21 protein-coding genes and 3 pseudogenes are annotated in these 25,044 nt (G+C 64.2%); 5 read left to right on the forward strand and 19 right to left on the reverse strand.

Annotated features, from left to right (window positions below; all coding sequences use genetic code 11):
* Positions 1 to 19: 19 nt before the first annotated feature.
* From G3T16_RS03890 to gyrA, 15 genes and pseudogenes are all read right to left on the reverse strand, one after another.
* A complete protein-coding gene (locus tag G3T16_RS03890; RefSeq protein WP_163493914.1) occupies positions 20 to 1,009 on the reverse strand; it encodes an MraY family glycosyltransferase in 990 nt (329 codons plus the stop codon).
* Positions 1,006 to 1,947 carry an NAD-dependent epimerase/dehydratase family protein gene (locus tag G3T16_RS03895; RefSeq protein ID WP_163493915.1) on the reverse strand — a complete coding sequence of 314 codons (942 nt, stop codon included), beginning with the start codon at positions 1,945 to 1,947 and terminating at the stop codon, positions 1,006 to 1,008. Before G3T16_RS03895 ends, G3T16_RS03890 begins: the two co-directional genes overlap by 4 nt.
* A gap of 114 nt (positions 1,948 to 2,061) precedes the next feature.
* Positions 2,062 to 2,436 carry a ComEA family DNA-binding protein gene (locus tag G3T16_RS21650; RefSeq protein WP_232059257.1) on the reverse strand — a complete coding sequence of 125 codons (375 nt, stop codon included), beginning with the start codon at positions 2,434 to 2,436 and terminating at the stop codon, positions 2,062 to 2,064.
* 99 nt (positions 2,437 to 2,535) lie between these two features.
* Positions 2,536 to 3,233 (reverse strand): annotated as a pseudogene (gene pyrF / locus G3T16_RS03905) (orotidine-5'-phosphate decarboxylase).
* Positions 3,234 to 3,263: 30 nt separating this feature from the next.
* On the reverse strand, positions 3,264 to 4,469 hold the full coding sequence (gene lapB / locus G3T16_RS03910; RefSeq protein ID WP_197911878.1) for a lipopolysaccharide assembly protein LapB: 1,206 nt from the start codon (positions 4,467 to 4,469) through the stop codon (positions 3,264 to 3,266).
* Positions 4,459 to 4,764, reverse strand: coding sequence for a lipopolysaccharide assembly protein LapA domain-containing protein (locus G3T16_RS03915; RefSeq protein ID WP_163493916.1), 306 nt, complete (start codon positions 4,762 to 4,764; stop codon positions 4,459 to 4,461). Before G3T16_RS03915 ends, lapB begins: the two co-directional genes overlap by 11 nt.
* Before the next feature lie 81 nt (positions 4,765 to 4,845).
* Positions 4,846 to 5,142 (reverse strand): integration host factor subunit beta, encoded by a 297-nt coding sequence (locus tag G3T16_RS03920; RefSeq protein ID WP_163493917.1) that lies wholly within the window; start codon positions 5,140 to 5,142, stop codon positions 4,846 to 4,848.
* Between the two features lie 182 nt (positions 5,143 to 5,324).
* Positions 5,325 to 6,998 carry a 30S ribosomal protein S1 gene (rpsA, locus tag G3T16_RS03925; RefSeq protein WP_163493918.1) on the reverse strand — a complete coding sequence of 558 codons (1,674 nt, stop codon included), beginning with the start codon at positions 6,996 to 6,998 and terminating at the stop codon, positions 5,325 to 5,327.
* A 164-nt stretch (positions 6,999 to 7,162) separates the two neighbouring features.
* The gene (gene cmk / locus G3T16_RS03930) at positions 7,163 to 7,846 is read right to left on the reverse strand and encodes a (d)CMP kinase (RefSeq protein ID WP_163493919.1); all 684 of its coding nucleotides are present in this window, start codon (positions 7,844 to 7,846) and stop codon (positions 7,163 to 7,165) included.
* A pseudogene (locus G3T16_RS22985) lies at positions 7,846 to 8,462 on the reverse strand (hypothetical protein). Before G3T16_RS22985 ends, cmk begins: the two are co-directional and overlap by 1 nt.
* Before the next feature lie 44 nt (positions 8,463 to 8,506).
* Positions 8,507 to 9,151, reverse strand: coding sequence for a hypothetical protein (locus G3T16_RS22990; RefSeq protein WP_408610725.1), 645 nt, complete (start codon positions 9,149 to 9,151; stop codon positions 8,507 to 8,509).
* 218 nt (positions 9,152 to 9,369) lie between these two features.
* On the reverse strand, positions 9,370 to 10,287 hold the full coding sequence (locus G3T16_RS03940; RefSeq protein ID WP_163493920.1) for a prephenate dehydrogenase/arogenate dehydrogenase family protein: 918 nt from the start codon (positions 10,285 to 10,287) through the stop codon (positions 9,370 to 9,372).
* Complete coding sequence (pheA, locus tag G3T16_RS03945) at positions 10,287 to 11,405, reverse strand: prephenate dehydratase (RefSeq protein WP_163493921.1); 1,119 nt, start codon at positions 11,403 to 11,405, stop codon at positions 10,287 to 10,289. The genes G3T16_RS03940 and pheA overlap by 1 nt, the downstream gene beginning before the upstream one ends.
* Before the next feature lie 11 nt (positions 11,406 to 11,416).
* Positions 11,417 to 12,496 carry a 3-phosphoserine/phosphohydroxythreonine transaminase gene (gene serC / locus G3T16_RS03950; protein ID WP_163493922.1) on the reverse strand — a complete coding sequence of 360 codons (1,080 nt, stop codon included), beginning with the start codon at positions 12,494 to 12,496 and terminating at the stop codon, positions 11,417 to 11,419.
* 52 nt (positions 12,497 to 12,548) lie between these two features.
* Positions 12,549 to 15,118, reverse strand: a pseudogene (gene gyrA, locus G3T16_RS03955) (DNA gyrase subunit A).
* A 286-nt stretch (positions 15,119 to 15,404) separates the two neighbouring features.
* On the opposite strand from gyrA, the gene G3T16_RS03960 reads away from it, so the two are divergent.
* From G3T16_RS03960 to G3T16_RS03980, 5 genes are all read left to right on the forward strand, one after another.
* A complete protein-coding gene (locus G3T16_RS03960) occupies positions 15,405 to 16,628 on the forward strand; it encodes a TRZ/ATZ family hydrolase (protein WP_332102861.1) in 1,224 nt (407 codons plus the stop codon).
* Between the two features lie 106 nt (positions 16,629 to 16,734).
* Positions 16,735 to 17,463, forward strand: coding sequence for a bifunctional 2-polyprenyl-6-hydroxyphenol methylase/3-demethylubiquinol 3-O-methyltransferase UbiG (ubiG, locus tag G3T16_RS03965; protein WP_163493923.1), 729 nt, complete (start codon positions 16,735 to 16,737; stop codon positions 17,461 to 17,463).
* Positions 17,460 to 18,146 (forward strand): HAD family hydrolase, encoded by a 687-nt coding sequence (locus G3T16_RS03970; RefSeq protein WP_163493924.1) that lies wholly within the window; start codon positions 17,460 to 17,462, stop codon positions 18,144 to 18,146. The genes ubiG and G3T16_RS03970 overlap by 4 nt, the downstream gene beginning before the upstream one ends.
* Positions 18,143 to 18,922 (forward strand): YciK family oxidoreductase, encoded by a 780-nt coding sequence (locus tag G3T16_RS03975; protein ID WP_232059258.1) that lies wholly within the window; start codon positions 18,143 to 18,145, stop codon positions 18,920 to 18,922. Before G3T16_RS03970 ends, G3T16_RS03975 begins: the two co-directional genes overlap by 4 nt.
* 238 nt (positions 18,923 to 19,160) lie before the next feature.
* Positions 19,161 to 20,816 (forward strand): methyl-accepting chemotaxis protein, encoded by a 1,656-nt coding sequence (locus tag G3T16_RS03980; RefSeq protein WP_163493925.1) that lies wholly within the window; start codon positions 19,161 to 19,163, stop codon positions 20,814 to 20,816.
* A gap of 32 nt (positions 20,817 to 20,848) precedes the next feature.
* Here the strand turns inward: G3T16_RS03980 and G3T16_RS03985 are convergent, their stop codons facing one another.
* The 4 genes from G3T16_RS03985 to G3T16_RS04000 form a co-directional block, all read right to left on the reverse strand.
* Positions 20,849 to 21,421, reverse strand: coding sequence for a GNAT family N-acetyltransferase (locus tag G3T16_RS03985; RefSeq protein ID WP_163493926.1), 573 nt, complete (start codon positions 21,419 to 21,421; stop codon positions 20,849 to 20,851).
* Between the two features lie 251 nt (positions 21,422 to 21,672).
* On the reverse strand, positions 21,673 to 23,010 hold the full coding sequence (locus G3T16_RS03990) for a sigma 54-interacting transcriptional regulator (protein WP_163493927.1): 1,338 nt from the start codon (positions 23,008 to 23,010) through the stop codon (positions 21,673 to 21,675).
* 4 nt (positions 23,011 to 23,014) lie between these two features.
* Positions 23,015 to 23,536 carry a hypothetical protein gene (locus G3T16_RS03995; RefSeq protein ID WP_163493928.1) on the reverse strand — a complete coding sequence of 174 codons (522 nt, stop codon included), beginning with the start codon at positions 23,534 to 23,536 and terminating at the stop codon, positions 23,015 to 23,017.
* The gene (locus tag G3T16_RS04000) at positions 23,521 to 24,927 is read right to left on the reverse strand and encodes a sensor histidine kinase (protein ID WP_163493929.1); all 1,407 of its coding nucleotides are present in this window, start codon (positions 24,925 to 24,927) and stop codon (positions 23,521 to 23,523) included. The genes G3T16_RS03995 and G3T16_RS04000 overlap by 16 nt, the downstream gene beginning before the upstream one ends.
* Positions 24,928 to 25,044 lie beyond the last annotated feature (117 nt).

The following is a 25,044-nucleotide window of genomic DNA, read 5'->3' on the forward strand; positions in this document are numbered from 1 at the left end:
GCAACCCGGAGTTCGCATACTACGGCAAACGGCGCAGCCGCGCCATGCCGAGCAGAAGCGGAACATATGCCAAAATAACAAATAAAATCTGGAATTTTGGCCACATCCAGATCGTCCATGCCAGCGGCAACAACCAAAGCGCGTGCAGCATCAGGAACAACAGGTCGACCCGAAGGTGGGAACGCCAGTGCCGGGACAGGCGCTGGTAGCCATGCTGGCGGTGGGCATGAATCAGGTTGTCGCCGCGGCGCCAGCGTTCCATGAGGGTCCAGCTGGCATCGGTGATGAATACCGCCAGCAGTACCAGCCAGCAGGCCAGCGGCACGGCTTCGAGTGAGGCGCCGTAGAGAGCCAGCCCTCCCACCAGGAAGCCGGTGGGAACGCTGCCTGCGTCACCCATGAACAGCTTCGCCGGTGGCCAGTTCCACACCAGAAAACCCAATTGGCACAGCGCCAGCAACAGGCACAGCAGCGCATAATCCACTGCCCCGGACAAGGCCGCGAGCCCCGCTGCCGCGCTGCAGGCCAGCACCGCCTGGAGCGCCGCGATACCGTCGATGCCATCCATGAAGTTGTACAGGTTCAGCAACCACAGCAGACCAATGGCGGCCAGCGGCCACCACAACCAGGCCGGCAACCAGAGGCTGGACAGCAGCGGCGGCAGGGGCAGCACCATTACCAGCACCAGGCAGCAACTGCCGTAGACGGCAAAGCGCAGCCACACCGGCAGGTCCATCAGGTCATCCAGCACTCCCGTGGCGCTCAGCACCAGCGCCAAAGCCAACAACAGCCAGACGATACTGTCCCAGTCGACTCCCTGCAGTTGGGCCAGCGCACCGGCCACCACCAGCGCCAGCATGATGCCGGTACCGCCGCCATGAGGAACCGGTGCTGCATGCGAGCTGCGCTGGCTGGGCTGGTCCAGCCAGCGCCTGCGCCGGGCGAGCAGCAGATACAGGCCACAGAACAGGGTCGACAGCAGTGCTGCGGCGAGCAGGGACAGTATCATCCCGCCCTTCCCCGCGGCCCTGCCAACTCCCCCGCGACCGTTGCCAGGCTCTGTTGCGGCCGCCAACGGGTGGCCGCCAGCAGGGCCGCGTTACAATACAGCTCGGTTGCGAACAGCTTGTCGAAACTACTGCCGGCCGGCTGCCGCGATACGCCGTCCAGGATGCGCGCCAATAGCCGCCAACACCACAGCGGCGCCTGGCGGCCCGGACCCGGCCGGCCCAGCGCAGCGCGCAGCAGCTGGTACAGCTGCGCGGTGGTATAGCTCTGACCGTCAGTGACTATCCAGCTGTGTACACCGGCGTCGACCTGCTCCGGCAGGCAGCTCATCAGCGCCGCCAGGTCCGCTACCCCGACCATCGAACGCCCACCAGCGATGGGCGGCCCCGGCAGTCCCAGCCGCGCCGCCCACAGCAGCAATCGCAGGTTGCCTTTCGGTTCAGGGCCGTACACCAATGCCGGGCGCAGAATCACAACGCGCATCGCACTGCGGGCGAAGCGCCGCCGCAGCCCGCATTCCGCCTCCCACTTGGAGCGGCCGTAGGGGTCCTCCGGTGGCACTGCATCCTGCTCGGCACGGGGCGCACTGCCGGAGCCGGCGCCCATGGCCTTGACGGAACTGAGGAACACGAAGCAACTCACGCCGGCAGCCTCGGCGGCCGCTGCCAGCGCCAGGGTCGCGCGCTCATTGAGTTCCGTGTACGCAGCCGGCGCGGCCCGCTGATGAGCAATACCTGCCAGGTGGTAGACGACGTCGACGCCGCTCAACAGCGACGGTTCGGGCAGGGCCTGACGCAGGTCCACGGCGGTCGTGGCCCGGCCGTCGGCCAGCGGCTCTCCCCGGCAGCTCAGGGGCAGCACGGTGTCTTCGCGCAGCGTCAGCTGCCGGCAGAGTTCGCGACCAATGAATCCGGTGGCGCCGGTGACCAGTGCTTTCAAGCTGACCTCTTGCGATGGAACTGCAATACATCCCGGTTCCCGTCGCGAAGGCTTGCAGCCGGGCTACAGACAGAGAAAAGGGGCCGAAGCCCCTATGATACGGATGCCGCGAGCCTATTCCAGTGTAATTAACACGCGGTTCTTGTCCAGCGTCGCCTGTCCGATGCCCTTGACATCGGCCAGTTCTTCAACAGAACTGAAGGGCCCATAGGCTTCGCGGTAACGAATGATCTCCTGGGCCCTGGACATGCCTATACCCTGCAGGCGGCTGGCCAGGGTATCGGCGTCGGCGGCATTGATGTTGACGGTCTCGGCGGCCGCCATCGCGGTGACCTCCCCGGCACCGTCCTGGGCCGCGGCGGTGCCGGAGCCAAACGCCAGCATCAGGCATATCAGCAGTGCCGTCCACGGACCGCAACCGGCGCCGGACGGCGAGGGTTGCGGCCGCAGGCGGCCGGTCAAACAAACGGGTACATCGGATTTTTTCATGGCGTAATCTCCCTTTACGAGGCGGCATCCCTGCGCATCCGTATCGGGAGTGAGTTTAGCAGACCCGCAAGTCCGGGCCAGACCCGCGGCCGCATATGATCATGTTGCGGCCGCGAGTTCCGCGTGTACCTGCCGCAGCGCAGCCCCCGGGTCGGCGGCCGCGGTAATGGAGCGGCCGATTACCAGGTAATCGGCGCCCAACTCCCGCGCAGCGGCGGGTGTCACCACCCGGCGCTGATCGGCGGCGGCATCCCCCGCCAGCCGGATGCCCGGTGTCACCAGGCAAAAACCGTCGCCACAGGCCTCGCGCAGCATCGGCGTCTCCAGTGCCGAGCACACCACTCCCTGCACGCCGCTGGCCGCCGCCAGCAGTGCCAGCCGCTGGACCCGCTGGGCGACGGTTTCGGCATAGCCCAGCTCGGCCAGGTCGGCATCGGACAGACTGGTCAATACGGTCACCGCGATCAGCAATGGCGGGCTCCCGACCCCCTGCAGCGCCTCTGCCGCGGCCTCCATCATGCGCCGCCCCCACCGGCGTGGACGTTGACCATCCAGACACCGAGATCCGCCGCTGCCCGCACTGCACCGGCCACGGTGTTGGGGATATCGTGAAACTTGAGGTCGAGAAAGATCTCGAAGCCCATGTCCTGCAACCGTCGCACCAGGCCGGGACCGCAGCGGGTGAACAGTTCCTTGCCGACCTTGAGGCGACACTGTTCGGGCGCCAGCTGTTCGGCCAGGGCCAGGGCCGGCGCTTCGCCGGCGTAATCCAGTGCTACCAGCACAGGCGATTGCATAGTATGTCCTCAAACAAGGGGCGGCAAAGCTCAGTCGACGCGGTTGCCACGTATCGATTTGACGGTGCCCCAGTGCTTGCAGCCGGGGCAGAACCAGTGCAGCTGGCGGCCGGCAAAGCCACAGTGGCCGCAACGGTAGGTGGGGCGCTCCGCGATCAGCCTGTCCACCAGCAGCTCCAGCAGGGTCAGGTTGTTCCTGATACTGCCCTCGGTATTCTGCATCTGCAGGCCGATCAGCCGTGACAGGCCGCGCAGGGAAGGATAGCGCGCCAACTGCTCGGACAGGAAGCTTACTGCCGCTTCGTCACCGTCGGTCTCGCGCAGGTCATCCGCCACGGCCAACACCAGCGGTGCGGTGGGGTTGGCCTGCAGGCATTCCTCCAGATACTGGCGCAGGGCACGCTGATCGCCCAGCTCGCGATAGCAGTCGCGCAGGGTCGGTATGGTTTCGGGAATATAGTCCGGATCCTGCTGGCGCACCTTGCGCAGGGCCTTGACCGCCTGCTTGTAGTGGCCACTCTGGTACTCAACCTGCCCCAGCATGATGGAAGCGCGCACACACTGCCGGTCCTTGGCCAGGGCCTGCAGCAGTTGCGCGTGGGCATCGCTGACATTGCCCTGCGCCAACAGCTCGTTGGCCAGCTCGCAGTGGTAGTGAGCCAGCGCCACCGCAACCGGCTGCGCACTGGCACCGCGCGCCACGGCGGCGGGAGCACCCAGCAGGGACTTGCGCGGCAGCAACGCGGTGGCCACTTCGATGGCCTGCGCCCAATCGCGCTCACTCTGGAAGATTTCCAGCAGGTGGCGCTGGCTGGCGCGGCGCTGCTCGGGAGAATCCTTCACCAGGTCCCGCAGTAAACGTTCGGCCCGGTCAAACAGTCCCGCGCTGATATAATCCCTGGCCAGCTCCAGATGGGCCTGGTGTACCTGGGGCCGGGGCAGACTGGGCCTGGCCAGCAAATTCTGGTGAATGCGGATCGCCCGGTCCACTTCGCCACGCTTGCGCAGCAGATTGCCCAGTGCGATGTGGGTTTCCAGGGTTTCGCTGTTGACTTCCAGCGCATTGATGAAGGCGTCCACCGCACCATCGGGACGGCCGTCCAGCAGATAGTTGAGACCTTTGTAGTACTGGCCGGGCAAATCCGGCCCGGCAGCCGTAGCGCTGCGCCGTCCCAGCCACCAGCCGATACCGATGGCGGCAAACAGCAGCGCGAACATCAGCAGCTCATTCACCATCTTTGATTCCGGCCAGCCGCAGGCGGTCCAGTTCCAGCCGGGATTTCTCCAGCTTGCGATTGGCTACACCGAGTCCGGCCCGCAGCCGCAGGATGATCACGCTGGACGCCAACAGGCCCAGCACACCGCCCAGCGCCAGCGCCAGCAGTATCCACAGCGCCAGACTGCGCGGGGCAAAGGTGTATACCAACAGGTCCAGCGCGATCGGCTCCCGATTCTGCAGCGCAAACAGCACACCGGCGGCGAGCATCACCAGCAGAACCAGGACGGAAAGAAGTTTGCGCAACCAGTTCATAAGCAGGTCCATTATCGTCGGTAATACGGCGGCAGATGAAGCTCGTTCCCGGCCCGTGACTCAGGGCACGGACCGGTACACTCAGAGGCCCGCCTGCAAGCCCAGATTGACGCGCTCGCGCAATTCCTTGCCGGGCTTGAAGTGCGGGACGTACTTGCCCGTCAGATCCACCGTGTCACCGGTCTTGGGGTTGCGGCCGCGGCGGGGCTCGCGGTAGTGCAGGGAAAAACTGCCAAAGCCGCGAATCTCTATCCGTTCACCGCTGGAGAGTGCTTCGGACATGTGCTCAAGGATGGTCTTGACCGCCAACTCCACATCTTTCAGCGACAGTTGAACCTGCCTGGCCGCAATCGCCTCAATCAGTTCGCTTTTGGTCATGGTACCTCCATCCAGAGAGGGTCACAGGCCGCAGTGCCCCGGGTCGACAATATTGTGACTGCCGAGGATGAATTGCGCAAGTTGTTATTTTTTAACGAAAAAAGGCCCACCGAAGTGAGCCTTTAAGGAGTGCGGCACAGGCAGCTGGCCTGAGCCGCGCGGGCCGGCGGCCCGCGCAGCGGTTATTTGTCCGCCATCTGCGCCTTGATCAGGTCACCGATAGTACCCGGAGAAGAGCTCTCCTCCTTGTCTTTCAGGGACTTCACTGCGTCCTTTTCATCGTCGTAGTCCTTGGCCTTGATCGACAGGGCCAGACCACGATTCTTGCGATCGACCGCAATGATCTTGGCTTCGACCTGATCGCCAACCTTGTACAGGCTGCGCGCATCCTCGACTTTCTCGCGGCTGATATCGGAGGCCTTCAGCACCCCTTCCACCTCGTCGGCCAGCTTCACCACGACCGACTTGGCATCCACCTCGATGACTTCGCCGGTGACGATAGAGCCGCGGTCATTGTCCGCGACATAGCTTGAGAAGGCATCATCCTCCAGCTGCTTGATGCCCAGCGAAATACGCTCGCGCTCGGGGTCGATGGACAGGATCACAGTCTCGATCTCGTCGCCCTTCTTGTAGTTGCGAACGGCTTCTTCGCCCACTTCGTTCCAGGAGATGTCGGACAGATGCACCAGGCCGTCGATATTGCCTTCCAGGCCGATAAAGATGCCGAAGTCGGTAATCGACTTGATGCTGCCGGCGATCTTGTCGCCCTTGCTGTACTGGGCCGCAAACGCATCCCAGGGATTTTGCTGGCACTGCTTGATACCCAGCGAGATGCGGCGCCGCTCCTCGTCGATATCCAGCACCATCACCTCGACCTCGTCGCCCAGCTGGACGATCTTCGAGGGGTGGACGTTCTTGTTGGTCCAGTCCATTTCGGATACGTGTACCAGGCCTTCCACACCCTCTTCCAGCTCGGCAAAACAGCCGTAGTCGGTGAGGTTGGTGATACGGGCCTTGACCCGGCTGCCCTCGGGGTAGCGGTTGGTGATTTCCACCCAGGGATCTTCGCCCAACTGCTTGAGGCCCAGCGAGACGCGGTTGCGCTCACGGTCGAACTTGAGAATTTTGACGTCGATTTCCTGGCCCACTTCCACGATTTCGGAGGGGTGCTTGATCCGCTTCCAGGCCATATCGGTAATGTGCAACAGGCCGTCGACCCCGCCCAGGTCCACGAACGCGCCGTAGTCGGTGAGGTTCTTGACGATGCCCTTCACGGACATGCCTTCCTGCAGGGATTCCAGCAGGGCTTCGCGCTCCACGCTGTTGGCCGCTTCCATCACCGCACGGCGGGAAACCACCACGTTGTTGCGCTTCTGGTCCAGCTTGATGACCTTGAAATCCAGTTCCTTGTTCTCCAGGTGCGCGGTATCGCGTACCGGACGCACGTCCACCAGCGAGCCGGGCAGGAAGGCGCGAATGGTGTTGATATCGACGGTAAAGCCACCCTTGACCTTGCCATTGATAACACCCTTGACCACTTCGTCGGCCTCGTGGGCTGCTTCGAGTTCTTTCCAGGACTCGGCGCGCTTGGCTTTTTCCCGGGACAGCTTGGTTTCACCGAAACCGTCTTCCACGGTTTCCAGCGCCACTTGAACTTCATCACCGATGCTCAGCGAACAGTTGCCGGCGGAGTCCATGAACTGGGCACGAGGAATCACGCCTTCGGACTTCAAGCCCGCATGAACGGTGACCCACTCGTTATCTATGTCGATGACCACACCGGTAACAATGCTACCGGGTACCATTTCGACTGTTTTCAAGCTTTCTTCAAAGAGTTCAGCGAAGGATTCGCTCATTACACATTACCTGTTAATAGTGAATACGGCGGTTGCCCACCTTGCCGCGCCTCCAGCTGACGCGGGTCATCCAGTCAAAACCCCGCTCGCGCCACCTCTGGAACCGGCGTCGGGCGTGGTACGGTTGGCAGCCATCGGGGCCGCACTTGAAGTCCAGGGAGCTGTCAGGCAAGCCCTCTTTGCCTCACTGCCCGCATCACGGTGTCGAACACCTCAGTGATGGGCATGGTGCTGCTATCCAATACGATGGCATCTTCCGCGGGCACCAGGGGGGCGACGGAGCGGCTACTGTCGCGCGCGTCACGCTCCTCAATGTCCTCGAGAAGGCGCGGGAGACTAACATTTTCTCCTTTGGCCAGCAACTGCTGGTAGCGGCGCCGGGCGCGCTCGGCGGCACTGGCGGTCAGGAATATCTTCAGCGGGGCATCCGGGAACACCACGGTACCCATGTCGCGGCCATCGGCCACCAGGCCCGGCGGCTGGCGGAAATCCCTTTGCCGCGCCAGCAGGGCCTCGCGCACCGCCGGGATCGCGGCCACGGTCGAGGCGCCGCGACCGCCCTCCTCGGTGCGGATCTCGCGGCTGACATCGCAACCCCGGTAGCTTACCCGCACCTCGCCCCCGGCATCGGTGACGAAGCTCACCTGCAGATGGCGGGCAACTTCGGCCACGGCGGCATGATCCTGCCAGCTGACACCCTCGATCAGGCAGGCCTGGCCGGTCACCCGGTACAGCGCGCCACTGTCGAGGAAGTGCCAGTGCAGGCGCTCCGCCAGCAGGTGGCTCAGGGTACCCTTGCCGGCCCCGCTGGGGCCGTCCACGGCAATGACCGGAATCGCCGCCGCCATCAGTCCACCCGCGCTGTAATCTGCAGGCCCAGGCCGCGGGCCATGGCATCAAAGCCGGGAAAGGAAGTACTGACGTGATCGCAGTCCAGAATACGGATTTCCTGTTCGGCGCGCAGCGCTGCGACCGCGAAGGCCATGGCGATGCGGTGATCGTGATAGGTGTGGATGATACCGCCCCCACAGTGCCGCCGTCAATAATGATGCCGTCCTCCAGGACCTGGTTGGCAATGCCCAGCGTGGTCAGGCCCTCGGCCATCGCGGCGATGCGGTCGCTCTCCTTCACCCGCAGCTCCTGGGCGCCGCGCAATACGGTGCGGCCCTCGGCGCAGGCGGCGGCGATGAACAGCGCGGGAAACTCATCGATGGCCAGCGGCACCTGGCCGGCGGGTATCTCGATACCGCGCAGCGGGGCGTAGCGCACCCGGATATCCGCCACCGGCTCGCCGCCCACTTCGCGCGGATTCTTCAGTGTGATGTCGGCGCCCATCTGCATCAGGATGTTGATCACCCCGATCCGGGTGGGATTGACGCCGACATGGGACAGCAGCAGGTCCGAGCCGGGGGCAATGGAGGCCGCCACCATGAAAAACGCCGCCGAGGAGATATCCGCCGGCACGTCGATATCGGTGGCCTCCAGACGCCCGCCTCCGGTCAGGCTGATCAGCCCCCGTCACAGCTCACCGGATAGCCGAAGCCCCGCAGCATGCGCTCGGTGTGATCGCGAGTGGGCGCCGGTTCAGTCACCGAGGTGCGCCCGCGGGCATAGAGCCCGGCCAGCAGCACACAGGACTTGACCTGGGCGCTGGCCATCGGCAGATCGTAATGAATGGCCTGCAGCGCAGCACCACCATGCACCCGCAGGGGCGGCGTGGCCCCCGTCCCGGTCCCGTCAATACGCGCTCCCATCAGCCGCAACGGTTCAATGACCCGGCCCATGGGACGCTTGCACAGTGAATTGTCACCGCTGAGTTCGCTGGCGAAGGACTGGCCGGCCAGCAGGCCGGCCAGCAGGCGGATGCTGGTGCCGGAGTTGCCCAGGTCCAGCGCTGCCGCCGGGGCGTTCAGGCCGTGCAGGCCCACCCCGTGGATGGCCACTTCACCGTCCTCCGGACCTTCAATGCTCACGCCCATGGCCCGGAATGCGGCCACCGTGGCGAGCGCGTCCTCGCCCTCCAGGAAGCCGCTGACCCGGGTCGTACCCTCCGCCAGCGCGCCCAGCATGACGGCGCGGTGGGAGATGGATTTGTCGCCGGGGACACGAACGTCACCATTGATCACACCGCCGGGCAGTAACAGGAATTCCATAGGGTGGCTCTCTTTAGCTTCTTTAGCTGCAATGGCACTTACTTAAGGGCTTTGGGACTTCGTAGCTCGGTCGACATCCTGGGAAGGTGCTTTCGAGACACGCCGTAAACCCGTCCGTGGGGGCTCGGTTGCAGCATCCATGCTGCAAACGGTCTCGAAAGCACCTTCCCAGGACGCCGACCTAACATCGGAGCGAGCTAAAATAAGTGCCATTCTCTTTAGCTGCCAGTACGGGAGGCCAATAGCGCGGCGAAGGCATCGCGGGCGGTCTTGGCACGATCAAAGGTGTCCAGCAGGCTGTCGCCGTCACCGCGGTCGATGGCCGCGCGCAATTGTCCCAGGCGGTCGCTGAACTGGTCGATGGCCTGCAGCAATGCCGACCGGTTGGCGATGGCAATGTCGCGCCACATCACCGGGTCGCTGGAGGCGATGCGGGTGAAGTCGCGGAAGCCGCCGGCGGCAAAGCGGAAGATATCCTCGCTGGCGTCACCGCTGGCCAGCGCGTCCACCAGTGCATAGGCGAGCACATGAGGCAGATGACTGGTGGCGGCCAGCACTGTGTCGTGCTCCGCCACTCCCATGTCCACCACCTCGGCGCCGGTGCTCAGCCACATGGCCCGCACCAGTTCCACCGCGGCCGGCTCGTTGGCTTCCACCGGGGTCAGAATCACCCGGTGATTGACAAATAACTGGGCATCCGACGCCTCCACCCCACTGCGCTCGGAACCGGCAATGGGATGTCCCAGCACCAGCCGCGGCGGCATCCCGCCCCATACCGCCTCGGCGGTACGCTGCAGGCTGCCCTTGACGCTGGCGACATCGGTGATCACTGGCGGTTGCCCCCGCTGCCGCAGCCGGGGCAGGATCTGTTCCAGCATTTGCTCCGCCACCAGGGTAGGCGTCGCAATCACCAGGATGTCAGCGGCATCCACCGCTTCCTCCAGGTCCAGGGTATAGGCGTCGATCACCCCCAGCTCCAGGCCGCGCTGCAGCGAGGCCTCGCGGTGGCCCCAGCCAATGCAGCGGTGACTGAAACCGCTGCCGTGCAGGGCCCGCGCCAGCGAGCCCCCAATCAGTCCCAGGCCAAGGATGACTACCGTCGGCGTGGTACCGCCCGGCAGCGAGTCAGCGGCCATCAGAGTACCGCCTGCGGGTAGGAACCCAGCGGCTTGAGCAGGATGGACTGCTCCTCCAACTCGGCGACGATGCCGCGCACATTGTCGTCCTGCAGGTGGCCCTCGAATTCGATGAAAAAGACATAGGCCCACTTCTCGGTGCGCGAAGGACGGGTATCGATCCGGGTCAGACTGACACCGGCACGGCGAAACGGGTCCAGCAGGCTGAACAGGGCACCGGGCTTGTTGCGGCTGGAGACGATCAGTGAGGTCTTGTCGCGACCACTGGGAGGCACCTCCTCGCGGCCGATAACCAGGAATCGGGTGGTATTATCCGGATAGTCCTCGATGTGTTCGGCCAGGATCTCCAGCTGGTAGAGTTCGGCCGCCATGTCCCCGGCCACCGCTGCCACGCCCGGCGTGGTGGCCGCCAGCCTGGCGGCCTCGCCATTGCTGCTCACCGCCTCCCGGGGCACCAGCGGCCAGTGCAGGTCCAGCCAGTTGCGGCATTGTGCCAGCGCCTGCTGATGGGCACAGATCCGGGTCACGGACTCGCTGGGGGTCGCCGCAGCCACCAGCAGGTGGTGGCCGATCCGCATTTCCACCTCACCCGAGATCTTCAGCGGGGAATCCATGAAACTGTCCAGCGTGTGGCTGACCATGCCTTCGGTGGAGTTCTCCACCGGTACCACGCCGTAGTTGCAGTCGCCGGACTGCACTTCGGCGAAGACCGCATCGATGGTGTGCTGGGGCACGCAGATTGCGGCGTGGCCAAAATGCTTCAGCGCGGCAGCCTGGGTGAAGGTCCCCTCGGGCCCCAGGTAGGCGACCTGCAGCGGCCGCTCCAGTGCCAGGCAGGCGGACATGATCTCGCGAAAGATATGGGCCACCGTGGTGCCCCCCAGCGGCCCCCGGTCGCGCTCGATAATGCGTTGCAGCACCTGGGCCTCGCGCTCGGGCCGGTAGTAATTGACTTCCGTGACCGGCTCGCCGCGCGAACGCGCGGCCAGCATCTCGGCGAGCTTGATCTGTGCCACCCGCTGGGCGCATTCGGCGCGGCGCGTGATCAGCGCCTGGATGTCCCGGTCGATCGCGTCGATATCCGCCCTGACCTGGTTGAGATCCCTGCTGTCTGCCATTGCCTGAACCGTCAGCCCCTGCGTTGCTCGAAATCCTGCATGAAAGCGATCAGCGCGGCAACTGCCTGTTCGCTGACCGCATTGTAGACGCTGGCCCGCATGCCACCCACCGAACGGTGGCCCTTCAGGTTCAGCAGCCCGGCCGCCTCGGCCTCCTGCAGGAACAGTTTGTCCAGTGCCGGATCTGCCAGGGTAAAGGGGATGTTCATCAACGAGCGGCTGGGAAGCTCCACCGGGTTGCCGTAGAAATCGCTGCCATCGATGGCCGCATACAGCGCCCCGGCCTTGCGCCGGTTGATCGCCTCCATCGCCGCCAGGCCGCCCAGCTCCTTGAGCCACTCGAACACCAGTCCGGCCAGGTACAGCGCAAAGGTCGGTGGCGTGTTGTACATGGACTCGTTGTCGGCGGCGGTCTTCCAGTCCAGCATCGTCGGGCACAGCGGCTGCGCCCGCCCCAGCAGCTCGCGGTGAACGATCACCAGCGTCAGCCCGGCCGGGCCGATGTTCTTCTGGGCACCGGCGTAGATCACTCCGAACCGGGATACATCCAGCGGCCGCGACAGCAGGGTGGAGGACATGTCCGCCACCAGCGGCGCCGCGCTGTCGGGTATCCACGAAAACTCCACCCCGCCAATGGTTTCATTGGGGGTGTAGTGCAGATAGGCCGCGCCGGGATCTGTCTGCCAGGACTCCTGCGGTGGAATGGTGGAAAAATTGCTGTCTTCGGCGCTGGCCACCACATTGACCCGGCCGAAGCGCCGGGCCTCGGCAATCGCCTTCTTCGACCACTGTCCGGTATTGACGTAATCGGCGCTCGCGCCCTCGGCCAGCAGGTTCAGCGGCGCCGCGGCAAACTGGGTGCTGGCACCGCCCTGCAGGAACAGCACCGCATAGTCGTCGCTCATGCCCAGCAGCTCGCGCAGGGTCGCCTCGGCGCGCTGCACCACCCCCACCACCTCCGGGCTGCGGTGGCTCATTTCCATCAGTGACAGGCCGCTGCCATGCCAGTCCAGCATTTCGTCGCGGGCGGTTGCCAGCACCGGGTCCGGCAGGGAAGCCGGGCCGGCGCAAAAATTGTACAAGCGGGTCATCGGGAGTATTTCCTTCAATAGTGGCAGGGACGGAGTGCGCCGGGACCGGATATCAGTCCTGCGGTGCTTCGTCCCCGGTGACAACAACATCAATCTCCGGCTCGGCGATACGCTCGACACTGACCAGGAACTCGTCCGGCCGGGTGCGGATCACGCGCACACCCTGGGTATTGCGGCCCACCAGCGACACTTCCTCCGCCCGGGTACGCACCAGCGTGCCCTGATTGGAGATCAGCATCAGCTCGTCGCCTTCAAACACCTGGGTGGCACCCACAAGGCGGCCGTTGCGTTCGCTGGTGGACATCGCGATCACCCCTTGGTGCCACGGCCCTTGGTCGGGAACTCGGCCAGCTCAGTGCGCTTGCCATAGCCGTTCTCGCTGACGGTCAGGATCCGGCCCCCCGGGCGCGGCACGATGAGGGATATCATCCGGTGGTCCTTGCCCAGGCGGATACCACGCACGCCGCGGGCGGTGCGGCCCATGGCGCGCACATCCTGCTCCTTGAAGCGCACCACCTTGCCCTCGCTGGAAAACAGCATTACCTCGCAGTCGCCGTCGGTGATGTCGGTGCCGATCAGCACGTCGCCCTCGTCCAGTTCCAGCGCCCGCAGGCCGACGCTGCGCCGGCGGGAGAAGTCGGTCAGCGCGGTCTTCTTAACGGTGCCGTTGGCGGTGGCCATAAAGATGTACCAGCCCTCGGTGTATTCATTGACCTGCAGGATGGACGTGACCCGCTCGCCGTCTTCCAGCGGCAGCAGGTTGACCATGGGCCGGCCCCGGGAGTTGCGGCCGGCCAGCGGAATCTGGTAGACCTTGAGCCAGTACACCTTGCCCATGTTGGTGAAACACAAAATGGTGGCATGGGTGCTGGCGATCAGCAGGTGCTCGACGAAGTCCTCGTCCTTGACCGCAGTGGCGGTACGGCCGGTACCGCCGCGGCGCTGGGCCTGGTAGTCCGACAGCGGCTGGGTCTTGGCATAGCCGCCGTGGGAGATGGTGACCACCCGGTCTTCCTCGGTGATCAGGTCCTCCACGGTGAGATCGTGCTGGGAGGCCGTGATCTCGGTCAGACGGTCGTCGCCGAACTCGGTCACGATCTCTTCCAGATCTTCGCGGATTACCAGCATCAGGCGGTCGGGATCGCCGAGGATTTCCAGGTAGTCGGCGATTTCGCGCAGCTTCTCATCGTATTCGTTGAGCAGCTTTTCGTGCTCCAGCCCGGTCAGGCGGTGCAGGCGCAGCTCCAGGATTGCCTGGGCCTGGGCGGGAGACAGAAAGTACTGGCCGTCGTGCAGACCGTATTGCGGCTCCAGTTCATCCGGGCGACAGGCGTCCTCCCCGGCGCGCTCCAGCATCGCGGTGACATCCCCCGGCGTCCAGGAGCGGCTGATCAGCTTTTCCTTCGCCTCGGACGGGCTGGGGGAGGCCTTGATCAGCTCGATGATGGTGTCGATATTGGCCAGCGCTACCGCCAGGCCTTCCAGCAGGTGGCCGCGCTCGCGCGCCTTGCGCAACAGGTAGACCGTGCGCCGGGTAACCACCTCGCGGCGGTGGCGTATAAAGGCCTCGAGAATCTGCTTCAGGTTCAGTATCTTGGGCTGGCCGTCGACCAGTGCCACCATGTTGATGCCGAATACCGATTGCAGCTGGGTCTGGGCGTAGAGATTATTGAGTACCACGTCGCCGATTTCGCCGCGGCGCAGCTCGATGACCACCCGCATGCCGTCCTTGTCGGACTCGTCCCGCAGCTCGGTAATACCCTCGATTTTCTTTTCCTTGACCAGCTCGGCGATACGCTCGATCAGGCGCGCCTTGTTGAGCTGGTAGGGCAGCTCGTGGATGATGATGACATCGCGGCCCTTCTTCTCCTCGTGGATCACCTCCGCCCGGGCCCGCACATAGATGCGGCCGCGGCCGGTCCGGTAGGCCTGGATGATGCCGGCGCGGCCATTGATGATGGCGCCGGTGGGGAAGTCCGGCCCGGGGATGTGATCCATCAGCTCATCCACGGTGATCTCGGGGTTGCCCATCAGCGCCAGGCAGCCGCTGACGATCTCGCGCAGGTTATGGGGCGGAATATTGGTGGCCATGCCCACCGCGATGCCGGAAGAACCGTTGATCAGCAGGTTCGGCACCCGGGTTGGCAGTACCGAGGGAATGCGCTCGGTGCCGTCGTAGTTGTCGACAAAGTCGACGGTTTCCTTGTCCAGGTCCGCCAGCAGCGCGTGGGAGATCTTGCGCATGCGGATCTCGGTATAGCGCATCGCTGCCGCGGAATCGCCGTCCACCGAGCCGAAGTTGCCCTGCCCGTCCACCAGCATGTAGCGCATGGAAAAGGACTGGGCCATCCGCACGATGGTGTCGTAGACCGCCGAGTCGCCGTGGGGGTGGTATTTACCAATGACGTCACCGACGATCCTGGCCGACTTCTTGTAGCCCTTGTTCCAGTCGTTGTTGAGCTCGTTCATCGCGAACAGCACCCGCCGGTGCACCGGTTTGAGGCCGTCCCGGACATCCGGCAGCGCGCGGCCCACGATGACGCTCATCGCATAGTCCAGATAGGACTGCTTCAGCTCGTCCTCAATGTTGACGGGAAGAATTTCCTTGGCTAATTCACCCATGTACCAGAGCTTCCTTCAATGACTGCGGGGGAGCCGCGCCAGCAGGGGTGTGGGCGGCTCCGGGAGCGCGCCAGACAGGCCGCATGCAGCCCCTTGCATCCCCCGACACAAACCCGCAAGTATACGGGAGAACCCGGCCTACCGCCATGTTTTTGCAGATTTTGGCGTCCGTTCAGGCAGTGTCGGGGCATTTCCGGTTATACTGCGCGACCAGCAAATTCCGGGGCTCCGGTGACGCCTGCAACTGGCGGCCGGAAGTCCCTTCAGTCCGCTGTATCGAGGCCCCATGACTGCGCTGCCAGAGTCCGTAGACACCCTGATCCACGCCGGCTGGATCCTGCCGCTGGCCCCCGCCACCTCAGTGCTGGAAAACTACAGCCTGGCGGTCGGCAACGGCCGCATCCTGGCCCTGTTGCCACGCGCCGAAGCGGCCGAAGTGCAGGCCCGCGAGACCTTCGATCTGCCCGGCCACGTGCTGCTGCCGGGCCTGGTCAACGCCCACGGCCACGCCGCGATGAGCCTGCTGCGCGGCTACGCCGACGACCAGCCGCTGCTGCCCTGGCTGCAGCAGCACATCTGGCCGGCGGAAGCCCAACACGTGGGGCCCGAGTTTGTCGCAGTCGGTGTCGAGCTCGCGATTGCCGAAATGCTGCGCTCGGGCACTACCACCTTTGCCGACATGTACTTCTTTCCCGACGTCTGCGCCCGGGTGGTAGACGCCAACGGTATCCGCTGCCAGCTGACCTTTCCGGTGCTGGACTTCCCCACCGCCTGGGCGCGGGACGCGGACGAGTATATCCGCAAGGGCCTGGCGCTGCGCGATGACGTCAAGCATCACCAGTTGATGACGGTGGCCTTCGGCCCGCATGCCCCCTATACCGTCAGCCCGGACAACCTGGCCAAGGTGGCTACCCTGGCCGCGGAGCTCGATGTACCGGTGCAGATTCACCTGCACGAGACCCGCGGCGAAGTGCAGCAGGCAGTCGAGCAGCACGGCGCACGCCCACTGGACAGCCTGCACCGCCTGGGCCTGCTGGGCCCGCGCACCCAGTGCGTGCACATGACCGAACTGACCGCGCCGGAGATCGCCCTGCTGGCCGAGACCGGCGCCCATGTGGTGCACTGCCCCCAGTCCAACATGAAACTGGCCTCCGGGGCCTGTCCGGTCGACGAGCTGCTGGCGGCGGGGGTCAATGTCGCGCTGGGCACCGATGGCGCGGCCAGCAACAATGACCTGAACCTGTTTGGCGAGATGCAGAGCGCGGCGCTGCTGGCCAAGCTGCAGTCCGGCGATGCCAGCGCCCTGCCGGCGGCCCAGGCGCTGAGCATGGCCACCCTGGGCGGCGCGCGGGCACTGGGACTGGAGGACCAGATCGGCAGTCTGGAACCGGGCAAGCAGGCCGACATGATCGCGGTAGACCTGTCGGGCCCTGAAACACGGCCCTGTACAACCCGCTGTCGCAACTGGTATACGCCTGCAATGGCAGCCAGGTCAGTCACAGCTGGGTAGCGGGACAGCTGCTGCTGCGGGACCGTCAGCTGCAGCATATCGACCTCATTGCCCTGCAAGCGCGTTGCGCCCACTGGCAGGCCCGCATCACACAAGGAAGCCCGACATGAACACCCGGCACGACAACGTGGATCCGCAGGAAATCGCCAAATTCGAAGCGCTGGCCTCGCGCTGGTGGGATCCCGGCGGCGAGTTCCGGCCGCTGCACGAAATCAACCCGCTGCGGGCCAACTACATCGACGAGCATTCCCCGGTGGCGGGCCGGCGCCTGCTCGACGTCGGCTGTGGCGGCGGCATCCTGGCCGAGGCGATGGCACAGCGTGGCGCGCGGGTCATGGGCATCGACATGGGCGAGGCGCCGCTGGCGGTCGCCCGGATGCACCTGCTGGAATCCGGCGTGGAAGTGGAGTACAGGCAGTCCACCGCCGAAGCCCTGGCCGCTGAACAGCCAGAACAGTATGACGTGGTCTGCTGCCTGGAAATGCTGGAACATGTACCGGACCCCGAAGCCGTGGTCGCAGCCTGCGCGGCGCTGGCCCGGCCGGGCGCCACCGTGTATTTTTCCACCATCAACCGCAATCCCAAGGCCTTCGCCTTTGCCATAGTCGGCGCCGAGTACCTGCTCAAGCTGCTGCCGGCGGGCACCCACGAATACACCAAATTCATCAAGCCCTCCGAACTCGCGGGCTGGCTGCGGGCAGCAGGACTCGAGCTGCGCGGCATGACCGGCCTGAGCTACAACCCGTTCAGCCGGCACTACCGGCTACAGCCGCGGGATGTGTCGGTGAACTACATGGTGCACGCCGTCAAACCCGGACCGGAGCCGGGCCTGTGAGCCGGCCGCCGCCCCGGGAGCTGCAATCGGTCATCTTCGACCTGGACGGCACCCTGGTGGATACCGCCGACGAGTTCGTGGTCGTGGTGCAGGCCCTGCGGGCCGAGTACCAGCTGCCGCCGCTGGAGCCAGCCCGCATCCGTGCCAACGTCTCCAATGGCGCCCGCGCCCTGGTCACGCTCGCGCTGGAGACTCCCGAAGCGGCTCCGGAGTTCGAGAGCCAGCGGCTGCGCCTGCTGGAACTGTACGCCGATGTGCTGGGCAGCAGCGCCCGCCCCTATCCGGGCATCTGCGAACTGCTGGAGACCCTGGCCGCGCGCGGCATCAGCTGGGGCATCGCCACCAACAAGCCACGCCTGTACACCGAAGGCTTGCTGCGGGCTCTGGACTTCTGCCCCGCCCCCGGCAGCGTGGTCTGCGCCGATGATGTGCGCGACCGCAAACCGCACCCCGAATCGCTGTACCTCAACTGCCGCCAGTTGGGCTGCAGTCCGGCGCGAGCCATCTACGTGGGCGATCACCTGCGCGACATCCAGGCCGGACGCCACGCCGGGATGTACACAATCGCCGCCCTGTATGGCTATATAGAGTCCGGCAATGATCCCGCCCTGTGGGGGGCTGATGCCACTGCCATGCACAGCACCGACCTGCATGGCCTGATCCTCGACCACCCACTGCAATGACGGAGACCACAGCGATGGACAGCCATGTCATTCCCGCCGCTTATCAAGCTGCTGCCGATCTTTTGGCCGGCAAGATTATCCTGGTCACCGGCGCCGGCGACGGCATTGGCCGGGTCGCGGCAGAATGCTACGCCGCCCACGGCGCCACCGTCGTCCTGCTGGGGCGCACTGTCGCCAAGCTCGAAGCCGTCTACGATGCCATCGAAGCCGCCGGCGGCGCCCAGCCCGCGCTGTTCCCGCTGGATCTGGCCACGGCCACCGAAGAGGACTACAACACCCTGGCGGCAGCGCTGGAGCAAACCTTCGGACGCCTGGACGGACTGCTGCACAACGCCGGCCTGCTGGGGGAGCGACGCCCGCTTGCCAGCGCCAGTGCCAAGGCCTGGAACGAGGTCATGCAGGTCAATGTCAATGCCGCATTCCTGCTCACCCGCGCCACCCTGCCCCTGCTTGAACAGGCGCCCGAGGCCTCGATCATTTTTACGTCCTCCGGCGTGGGCCGCCGCGGCCGCGCGTACTGGGGGGCCTATGCCGTTTCCAAATTCGCCACCGAGGGCCTGATGCAGGTGCTGGCGGACGAACTGGAGAACACCTCCCGTATCCGGGTCAACAGCCTCAACCCCGGCGCCACCAACACCGCGATGCGGCGCAGCGCCTATCCGGGTGAAACCCCGACCGACAACCCCGATCCCGCTGCGCTGATGCCCACCTATCTGTACCTGATGGGTGCCGACAGTACCGGCATCACCGGCCAGGCGTTCGACGCGCAGGGGTGAAGCCCCGGGTCAAGTCGCGCAATCGCGATAACCCTGCCTGACATTGCTGCAGGCCGTGAGACAGGAGACCGGGACTTCGAACGCCGAGGCATCAACCGGGGGGCGGTGCCTCTACCTTTGGAGCCGGCCTGAATTTCCGACACATTTCTGTAATACAGCTAAAGAAAGCGCAGCCGGCGGCCGATAGATCTGAACAGGTCGCCCTTTCGGCGGACCGCTCACCGTCGCAGGTCAGGCAATGCCCAGGGTCCTCCACAAGATCAGAGTCAAATATGCAATCGCCTTCATCAGCGTGGCACTCGCACTGCTGGCCATCGTGGTCGTCGATGCCCTGTTGGTAAACACCGTCAAGCAGCGGATGACCGAGTTCAGCAGCACCTTCAATCCGGCCTCTTCCGCCATTCTCAATGCCGACCGGGATCTGTATCAGGCGCGTGTTGCGGAACTGGAGTACGTCCAGGCAGCTCCCGGCTCGGTTCGAGCGGAGCAATTGCGGGCCCTGTTTGCCGAGGATGCGGGCCAGGCCCTGGAGCGGATGCAGGCATTCATTTCCATGCTGGCGCAGTACCCCGATATCACCGCTGAACTGGCCGGCTTCGAGGAGCTGTTCTCTAGCTGGCAGAACCAGTCCCGCCAGGTCTTCGAGCTGCGGGACGCGGGGGATCAGGCCGCTGCCGAAGCGCAGCTGACCGCCGGTTCACTGGCGGCCTTCGATGCGCTGCGCGAGATCTACAACCTGGCGGGGGAACTGGCGGATGCCAAGGTCATCGAACTGGAGGCCGTCACCCTGGAGCGCGTGCGTTTGCAGCAGATCGCGGTGTCTGCGTTCGCGGTACTGGTATTTGTGATCGCCACTGCCATCGCCCTGATGGGCCCGCACATGATGTCGCGCGCCATCGAACAGGTCACCGGCCGCATCCGCGAAATCAGCGAGGGCGACGGCGATCTGACGGTGCGTATCGACAGCTCCCGCAAGGATGAAATCGGCGATCTGGCCACCCAGTTCAACGGCTTCATTGCCCGCATGGACCACACGCTGCTGGCAGTGCGTTCCAGCACCCGCAGCGTGCATCACGCCGCCGACGAAATAGCCAGGAGCAGCCAGGAGCTGGCGTCGCGGACTGAACAGACCTCCGCCAATCTGCAGGAAACGTCGGCCTCAATGGAGGAGATTACCGCCACCGTGGGCAACACTTCCGATGCCGCCCAGCAAGCCGATCAGCTGGCCAAATCCACGGTGACGGTAGCCCACGAGGGACAGCAATCCATGCGCGATGTAGAGACCACAATGAGCACCATCAGTGAGTCGGCGACGCAGATCAATGAAATCGTCACGCTGATCGACGGTATCGCGTTCCAGACCAATATTCTCGCGCTCAATGCCTCCGTCGAGGCCGCCAGGGCCGGCGAGCACGGCCGCGGTTTCGCGGTGGTGGCACAGGAAGTCCGCACTCTCGCCAGCCGTTCCAGTGACGCATCGCGCGATATCCGCCGCCTGGTCGAGAACTCGGTCGCCTCTACCCAGGCCGGCTCGGAACTGGTGCGCAAGGCCGGCAGCACCATGCAGAACATCGTCGACAGCATTGAACAGGTGACCCGCATGATCGGCGAAATCAGCTCCGGTGCAATGGAACAGAGTCACGGCATCAGTCAGGTGAATACCGCAGTCAACGAACTGGACAGCATGACCCAGCACAATGCAGCCATGGTGGAACAGAGCAGCGCCGCCGCGGATGGTATGCGGACCCAGGCAGAACAGCTGCAGGCGCTGATTGCCGCCTTCCGCCTCAGCAGGCGCGAAGAGGGCGCCGCGGCCTCGACGCCCGCTCGCCGCACACCGGCCAACAAGGTTGCCCCTGTCGGCACCGACAAATCCCGGCGTCGGGCGGCCTGAGCGGCTGGGCAGGCCCGGGCCAGCTCAGCCGCTCAGGCCGCTATCGCTACCCGTGGCTTGCTCTGCGCCGCTATCACTGCCCGTGCCTTGCTCTGCAGATCGGCGACCGACAGGTAGTGCTCCAGACCGGCAAAGGCGCCGCGCGCGCAGCCGGGGATCTGACGATGGATGCGGAAGCCCACCCCCATTGCCGAATGGCACTGGCGGTAGAAACGCGCGTTGCGCAGTGAACTCAGTACCAGTGCATGCCGATAACCGCATCTGCGCGAGGCGCTGACCAGCCGGGAGCAGAAATCGCGCCGCAACTGCATGGTGCGCTCCCGGATCGCCGGATCAATCACCAGCCGCTCCCACATGCAGCAGTCATCGGGAGGCAGGTTGAGATCGTCGATCTCGCGATCGATATCCAGGCTCGTTGCGATCCGGACTCCGCCCAGACAGCGGTCTCCCTGGCGCGCGAGCAGGATAAAGCCCTGCCGGTCCCGCTCGTCCTCGGAGCCGTCAAAGTGAGGTATGCCAAGTTCCTTTCTGAAACACCGTTCGCGCAGATCGTAGTATTGCTGCAAGTACCGGGGATCCCGGGACAATTCGAATGCAACCGACAAGGGAGCCCCCTCCTGCTATTATGATTCATGCCTGCCAGCCAGCAGACCACTTTTCTTATCAAGAAACGTGCCACATAAAGCAATCTGTGCGAAAACAAACACTTGGCGGAAATACTGTGGAAAATTACCGGTATTTAGTCACCAATTTTGTATGCTTTCACCGACAAAATATATGGCAATGAATATAAAACCAGGGAAATCAATGACATAACTTGTCGCAATTTCGCGACAATCTAGTCGATGCCTGTGCGTCAGGGCTCCTTGAAGCGGTCGGGATTGATGTGGTGCCGCTTGAGCAGCTTGTACAAATCCGTGCGGTTGCGCTGGGCCAGCACCGCCGCCTCTGCTACCGAGCCGCTGGTCAGGCGCAGCACCTTGACCAGATAATCGTGTTCGAATTGCTGCCGGGCCTGGCTCAGCGAGGGTAGATAATGGTCTTCCACCGTGAGCGCCTCACGCACCAGAGCCTCGGTAATGACCGGGGAGGTCGACAGCGCGGCAGTGCGCTGCACCACGTTCTGCAATTGCCGCACATTGCCGGGCCAGGGCGCGTGGATCATCACCTCCATTGCCGACGGTGCAAAACTGGTGACGTTGCCCATCTGGTAGGCACCGGTATCGCGCAGAAAACAGCGCGCCAACAGGGGAATATCCTCCGCTCGTTCGGCCAGGGACGGCAGGTGGAAATTGACCACATTGAGACGATAGAACAGATCCTCCCGGAACAGTCCTTCGCGCATATCCTTTTCCAGATCACGGTTGGTGGCAGCGATGATCCGCACATCGACCGTCTCACTCACGGTGCTGCCCACCGGCCGGATGCGCCGCTCCTGCAGCGCCCGCAGCAACTTGACCTGCAGTGCCAGCGGAATATCACCTATCTCGTCGAGCAGCAGCGTGCCGCCGTGCGCTGCACGGAACAGGCCGGGATGCTCGCTGACAGCCCCGGTGAAGGCGCCTTTCACATGCCCGAACAGCTCGGATTCCAGCAGTTGCTCCGGCAGGGCGCCGCAGTTCACCGCCACCATCGGACCCTGGCGCTGCTCATCGGCTTCGTGAATTGCTCTCGCCAGCAGCTCTTTGCCGCTGCCGCTGGCGCCGGTCACCAGAATATTGACGTCGGAGCCGGCCACCTGCTTGACCTGATTGAGTATGCGCTCCATCACCGGACTGCGGGTCACGACATGCTCCCGCCAACCCTCGAAAATCTCCGCCTGGGCGCCACCGGACTGCTGCCGGGCCGCGCGGATACTCGCCAGCAGCTGGCCCTTGTCGACCGGCTTGGTCAGAAACTCGAATACGCCGCGCTGGGTAGCCACTACCGCCTCGGGTATCGTGCCCTGGGCAGACATGATGATGACCGGCAGCCCCGGGTGGTAGTGGCGGATCTGCTCGAACAGATCCAGGCCGCTGGCGCCCTCCATCCGCAGGTCGGCGATCACCACCTCCATCGGGCTGTTGCGCAATACCTGCATCGCCTGATCCGCAGACTCCGCGGTAAACACCTCGTAGCCCTCGGCCTCCAGCCGGATACCCAGCAATTTCAGCAAGCTGGCATCGTCATCCACGAGTAACACCCGATCGCGCATCAGATTACTGCTCCTTGCGGGTACTCATGGCCGCCTCCAGATCGGTGATCGCCTGGATCTTCTGATCCAGCAATTGTTTTTGTTGTTCGAGCTCATCGATCTGCTGCTGCAGCTGCGCATAGCGCTGGTGCGCATTGATTCTGCTCTGATTGTAGGCCTCCAGAATGCCCGCCAACTGCCTCAACTGCCCGGACAGCCCTTCATCCTGGCTCAGCTGCCTGAATACGTCCCGCGCCTGCATCCAGCCATTGTAGGTCTGGGATTGCTGGTGGAGCAGGCCAAAATAGAACAGCTGGTCCGCCACCACGGTTTTGGGCATCGACGCCAGAGCGGTATCGACCTGCTCGGCGCTCATCTCTGACACGGCCGCTTGCAGGTCGAGCCAGTGCGTTAGCGGGGCATCGGATGCCTCCGCCACTTCGACCGGTGTCGGCGGCGTTGGCGGCTCGATTGGAGCGGGCACTGGACTGAGGCAGGCCGTCACCGCAAGGGCCAGCACCAGCGGCGTGATCAGTGCGCGGGACATAGCAGCCGGAAACAGACGGGGAACTGCGAATGGGTTATCAGCGCCAGGCTGCCACCCTGCGCCTCTATACATTCACGGGCAACACTGAGGCCGATGCCGGAACCCTTGATCGGGCCGCTGCGTTTGGCGACGCTCTGAAAGAATGGCTCGAACACGCGATCGCTGTCCTCCTCGGGAATCGGGCTACCGGTATTGGCCACCTCGATCGCCAGACTATCACCTTCCCCCTGCCAGACAATATCAATGCTGCCGCTCTCCGGGGTATAATTGACTGCGTTGGACAACAGGTTGTCCAACGCCGATTTAAGTTTGCCGCGATCCGCCACCCAGCTGTCCACGGTGCCACGGGTTTCCAGCTGCAGGGCTTTTTGCTCAATGCTGATCCGGTAGTTGTCCAGCAGCTCCCGCCAGAGCTCGGACATGTCGAATTCCTCAATGTTCAATTCCTGCCCCGGCAGCTGGTTGTAGTCCAACAGGCTTTCGATCAGGCGCTGCAGCTCGATCCCGTTCTGGCGCACGATTTCCACCACTGACTGCTGCTGTTGGGACAGCCTGCCGGTCACCTGCTCTGCCAGCAGGTCCGTGCCCTCGCGCAGACTGGACAGCGGCGTTTTCAGTTCGTGGGAGATATGGCGCAGAAATTGCGCCTTCTGTTGATCGGTTTCATGCAGCCGCTGCCGCAGCCATTCCAGCTTTTCGCCCAGTGCCGCCATCTCCTGTGGTCCGGAAATCTCGATAGTATGGCTCAGGCCAGCCGTGCCCAGACGGTGAATTTCCTCAGTCAGATCCTGTACCGGTTTGTTGATCCAGTAGCTGAAGGAGACCAGCAGAGCCAGGGTGGCAAACACCAGAAACGATAGCTGGATAACCAGGCCGTCGACAATCGAACCCGCCTCGGCCGCGTTTTCCTCCAGCAACTGGTCAACCGAGGAGGTCAGCCACTGCTGCACACCCCGCCGGTGCTCAGTGATGGCGGCGAAGGATTGGTTCAACAGTGCCGCCGCCCGGCCCAGATCACCATCCTCCGTCGCCATGGCGCGTGCGCCCGCCAGATCCACCGTTCTCACCGCCTGCAGCAGCGCGACCAGATCCTTGCCGGGCTGGGCCACCCGGGCCTGCAGGCCGAACAGCTTCTCACCCAGCGACAGCCGCTCGCTCTCGAACAGCGTGGCCAGTTCGGGATCGGACAATGCAAGATATTGACGCGCGTGACGCTCCATCTCCAGCGCTTCGGCCTGTATCTCCTGACCCAGGCGGGTCGCCTCCATTACCCTGCGGGTCACTTCACGGTCGCTGGTGGCCAGCTCTTCCAACGCCTGCACCGAAAACAGGATCGCCACACACAGTGGTGCCAGCGCGGCGAAAAAACCGACCAGAACGAGTTGTAACACGGATCGGGGCTGCCAGAACGCCATCGATTACGGACTGCGGGACATGAAAAAGAGGCGGGATTATATACCGCTACAGGGCCAAACCACCAATGTCGCCGCAGGCCCCGTGCCGGCGGG

The organism is Kineobactrum salinum (genome assembly GCF_010669285.1).
Lineage (GTDB): Bacteria > Pseudomonadota > Gammaproteobacteria > Pseudomonadales > Halieaceae > Kineobactrum > Kineobactrum salinum.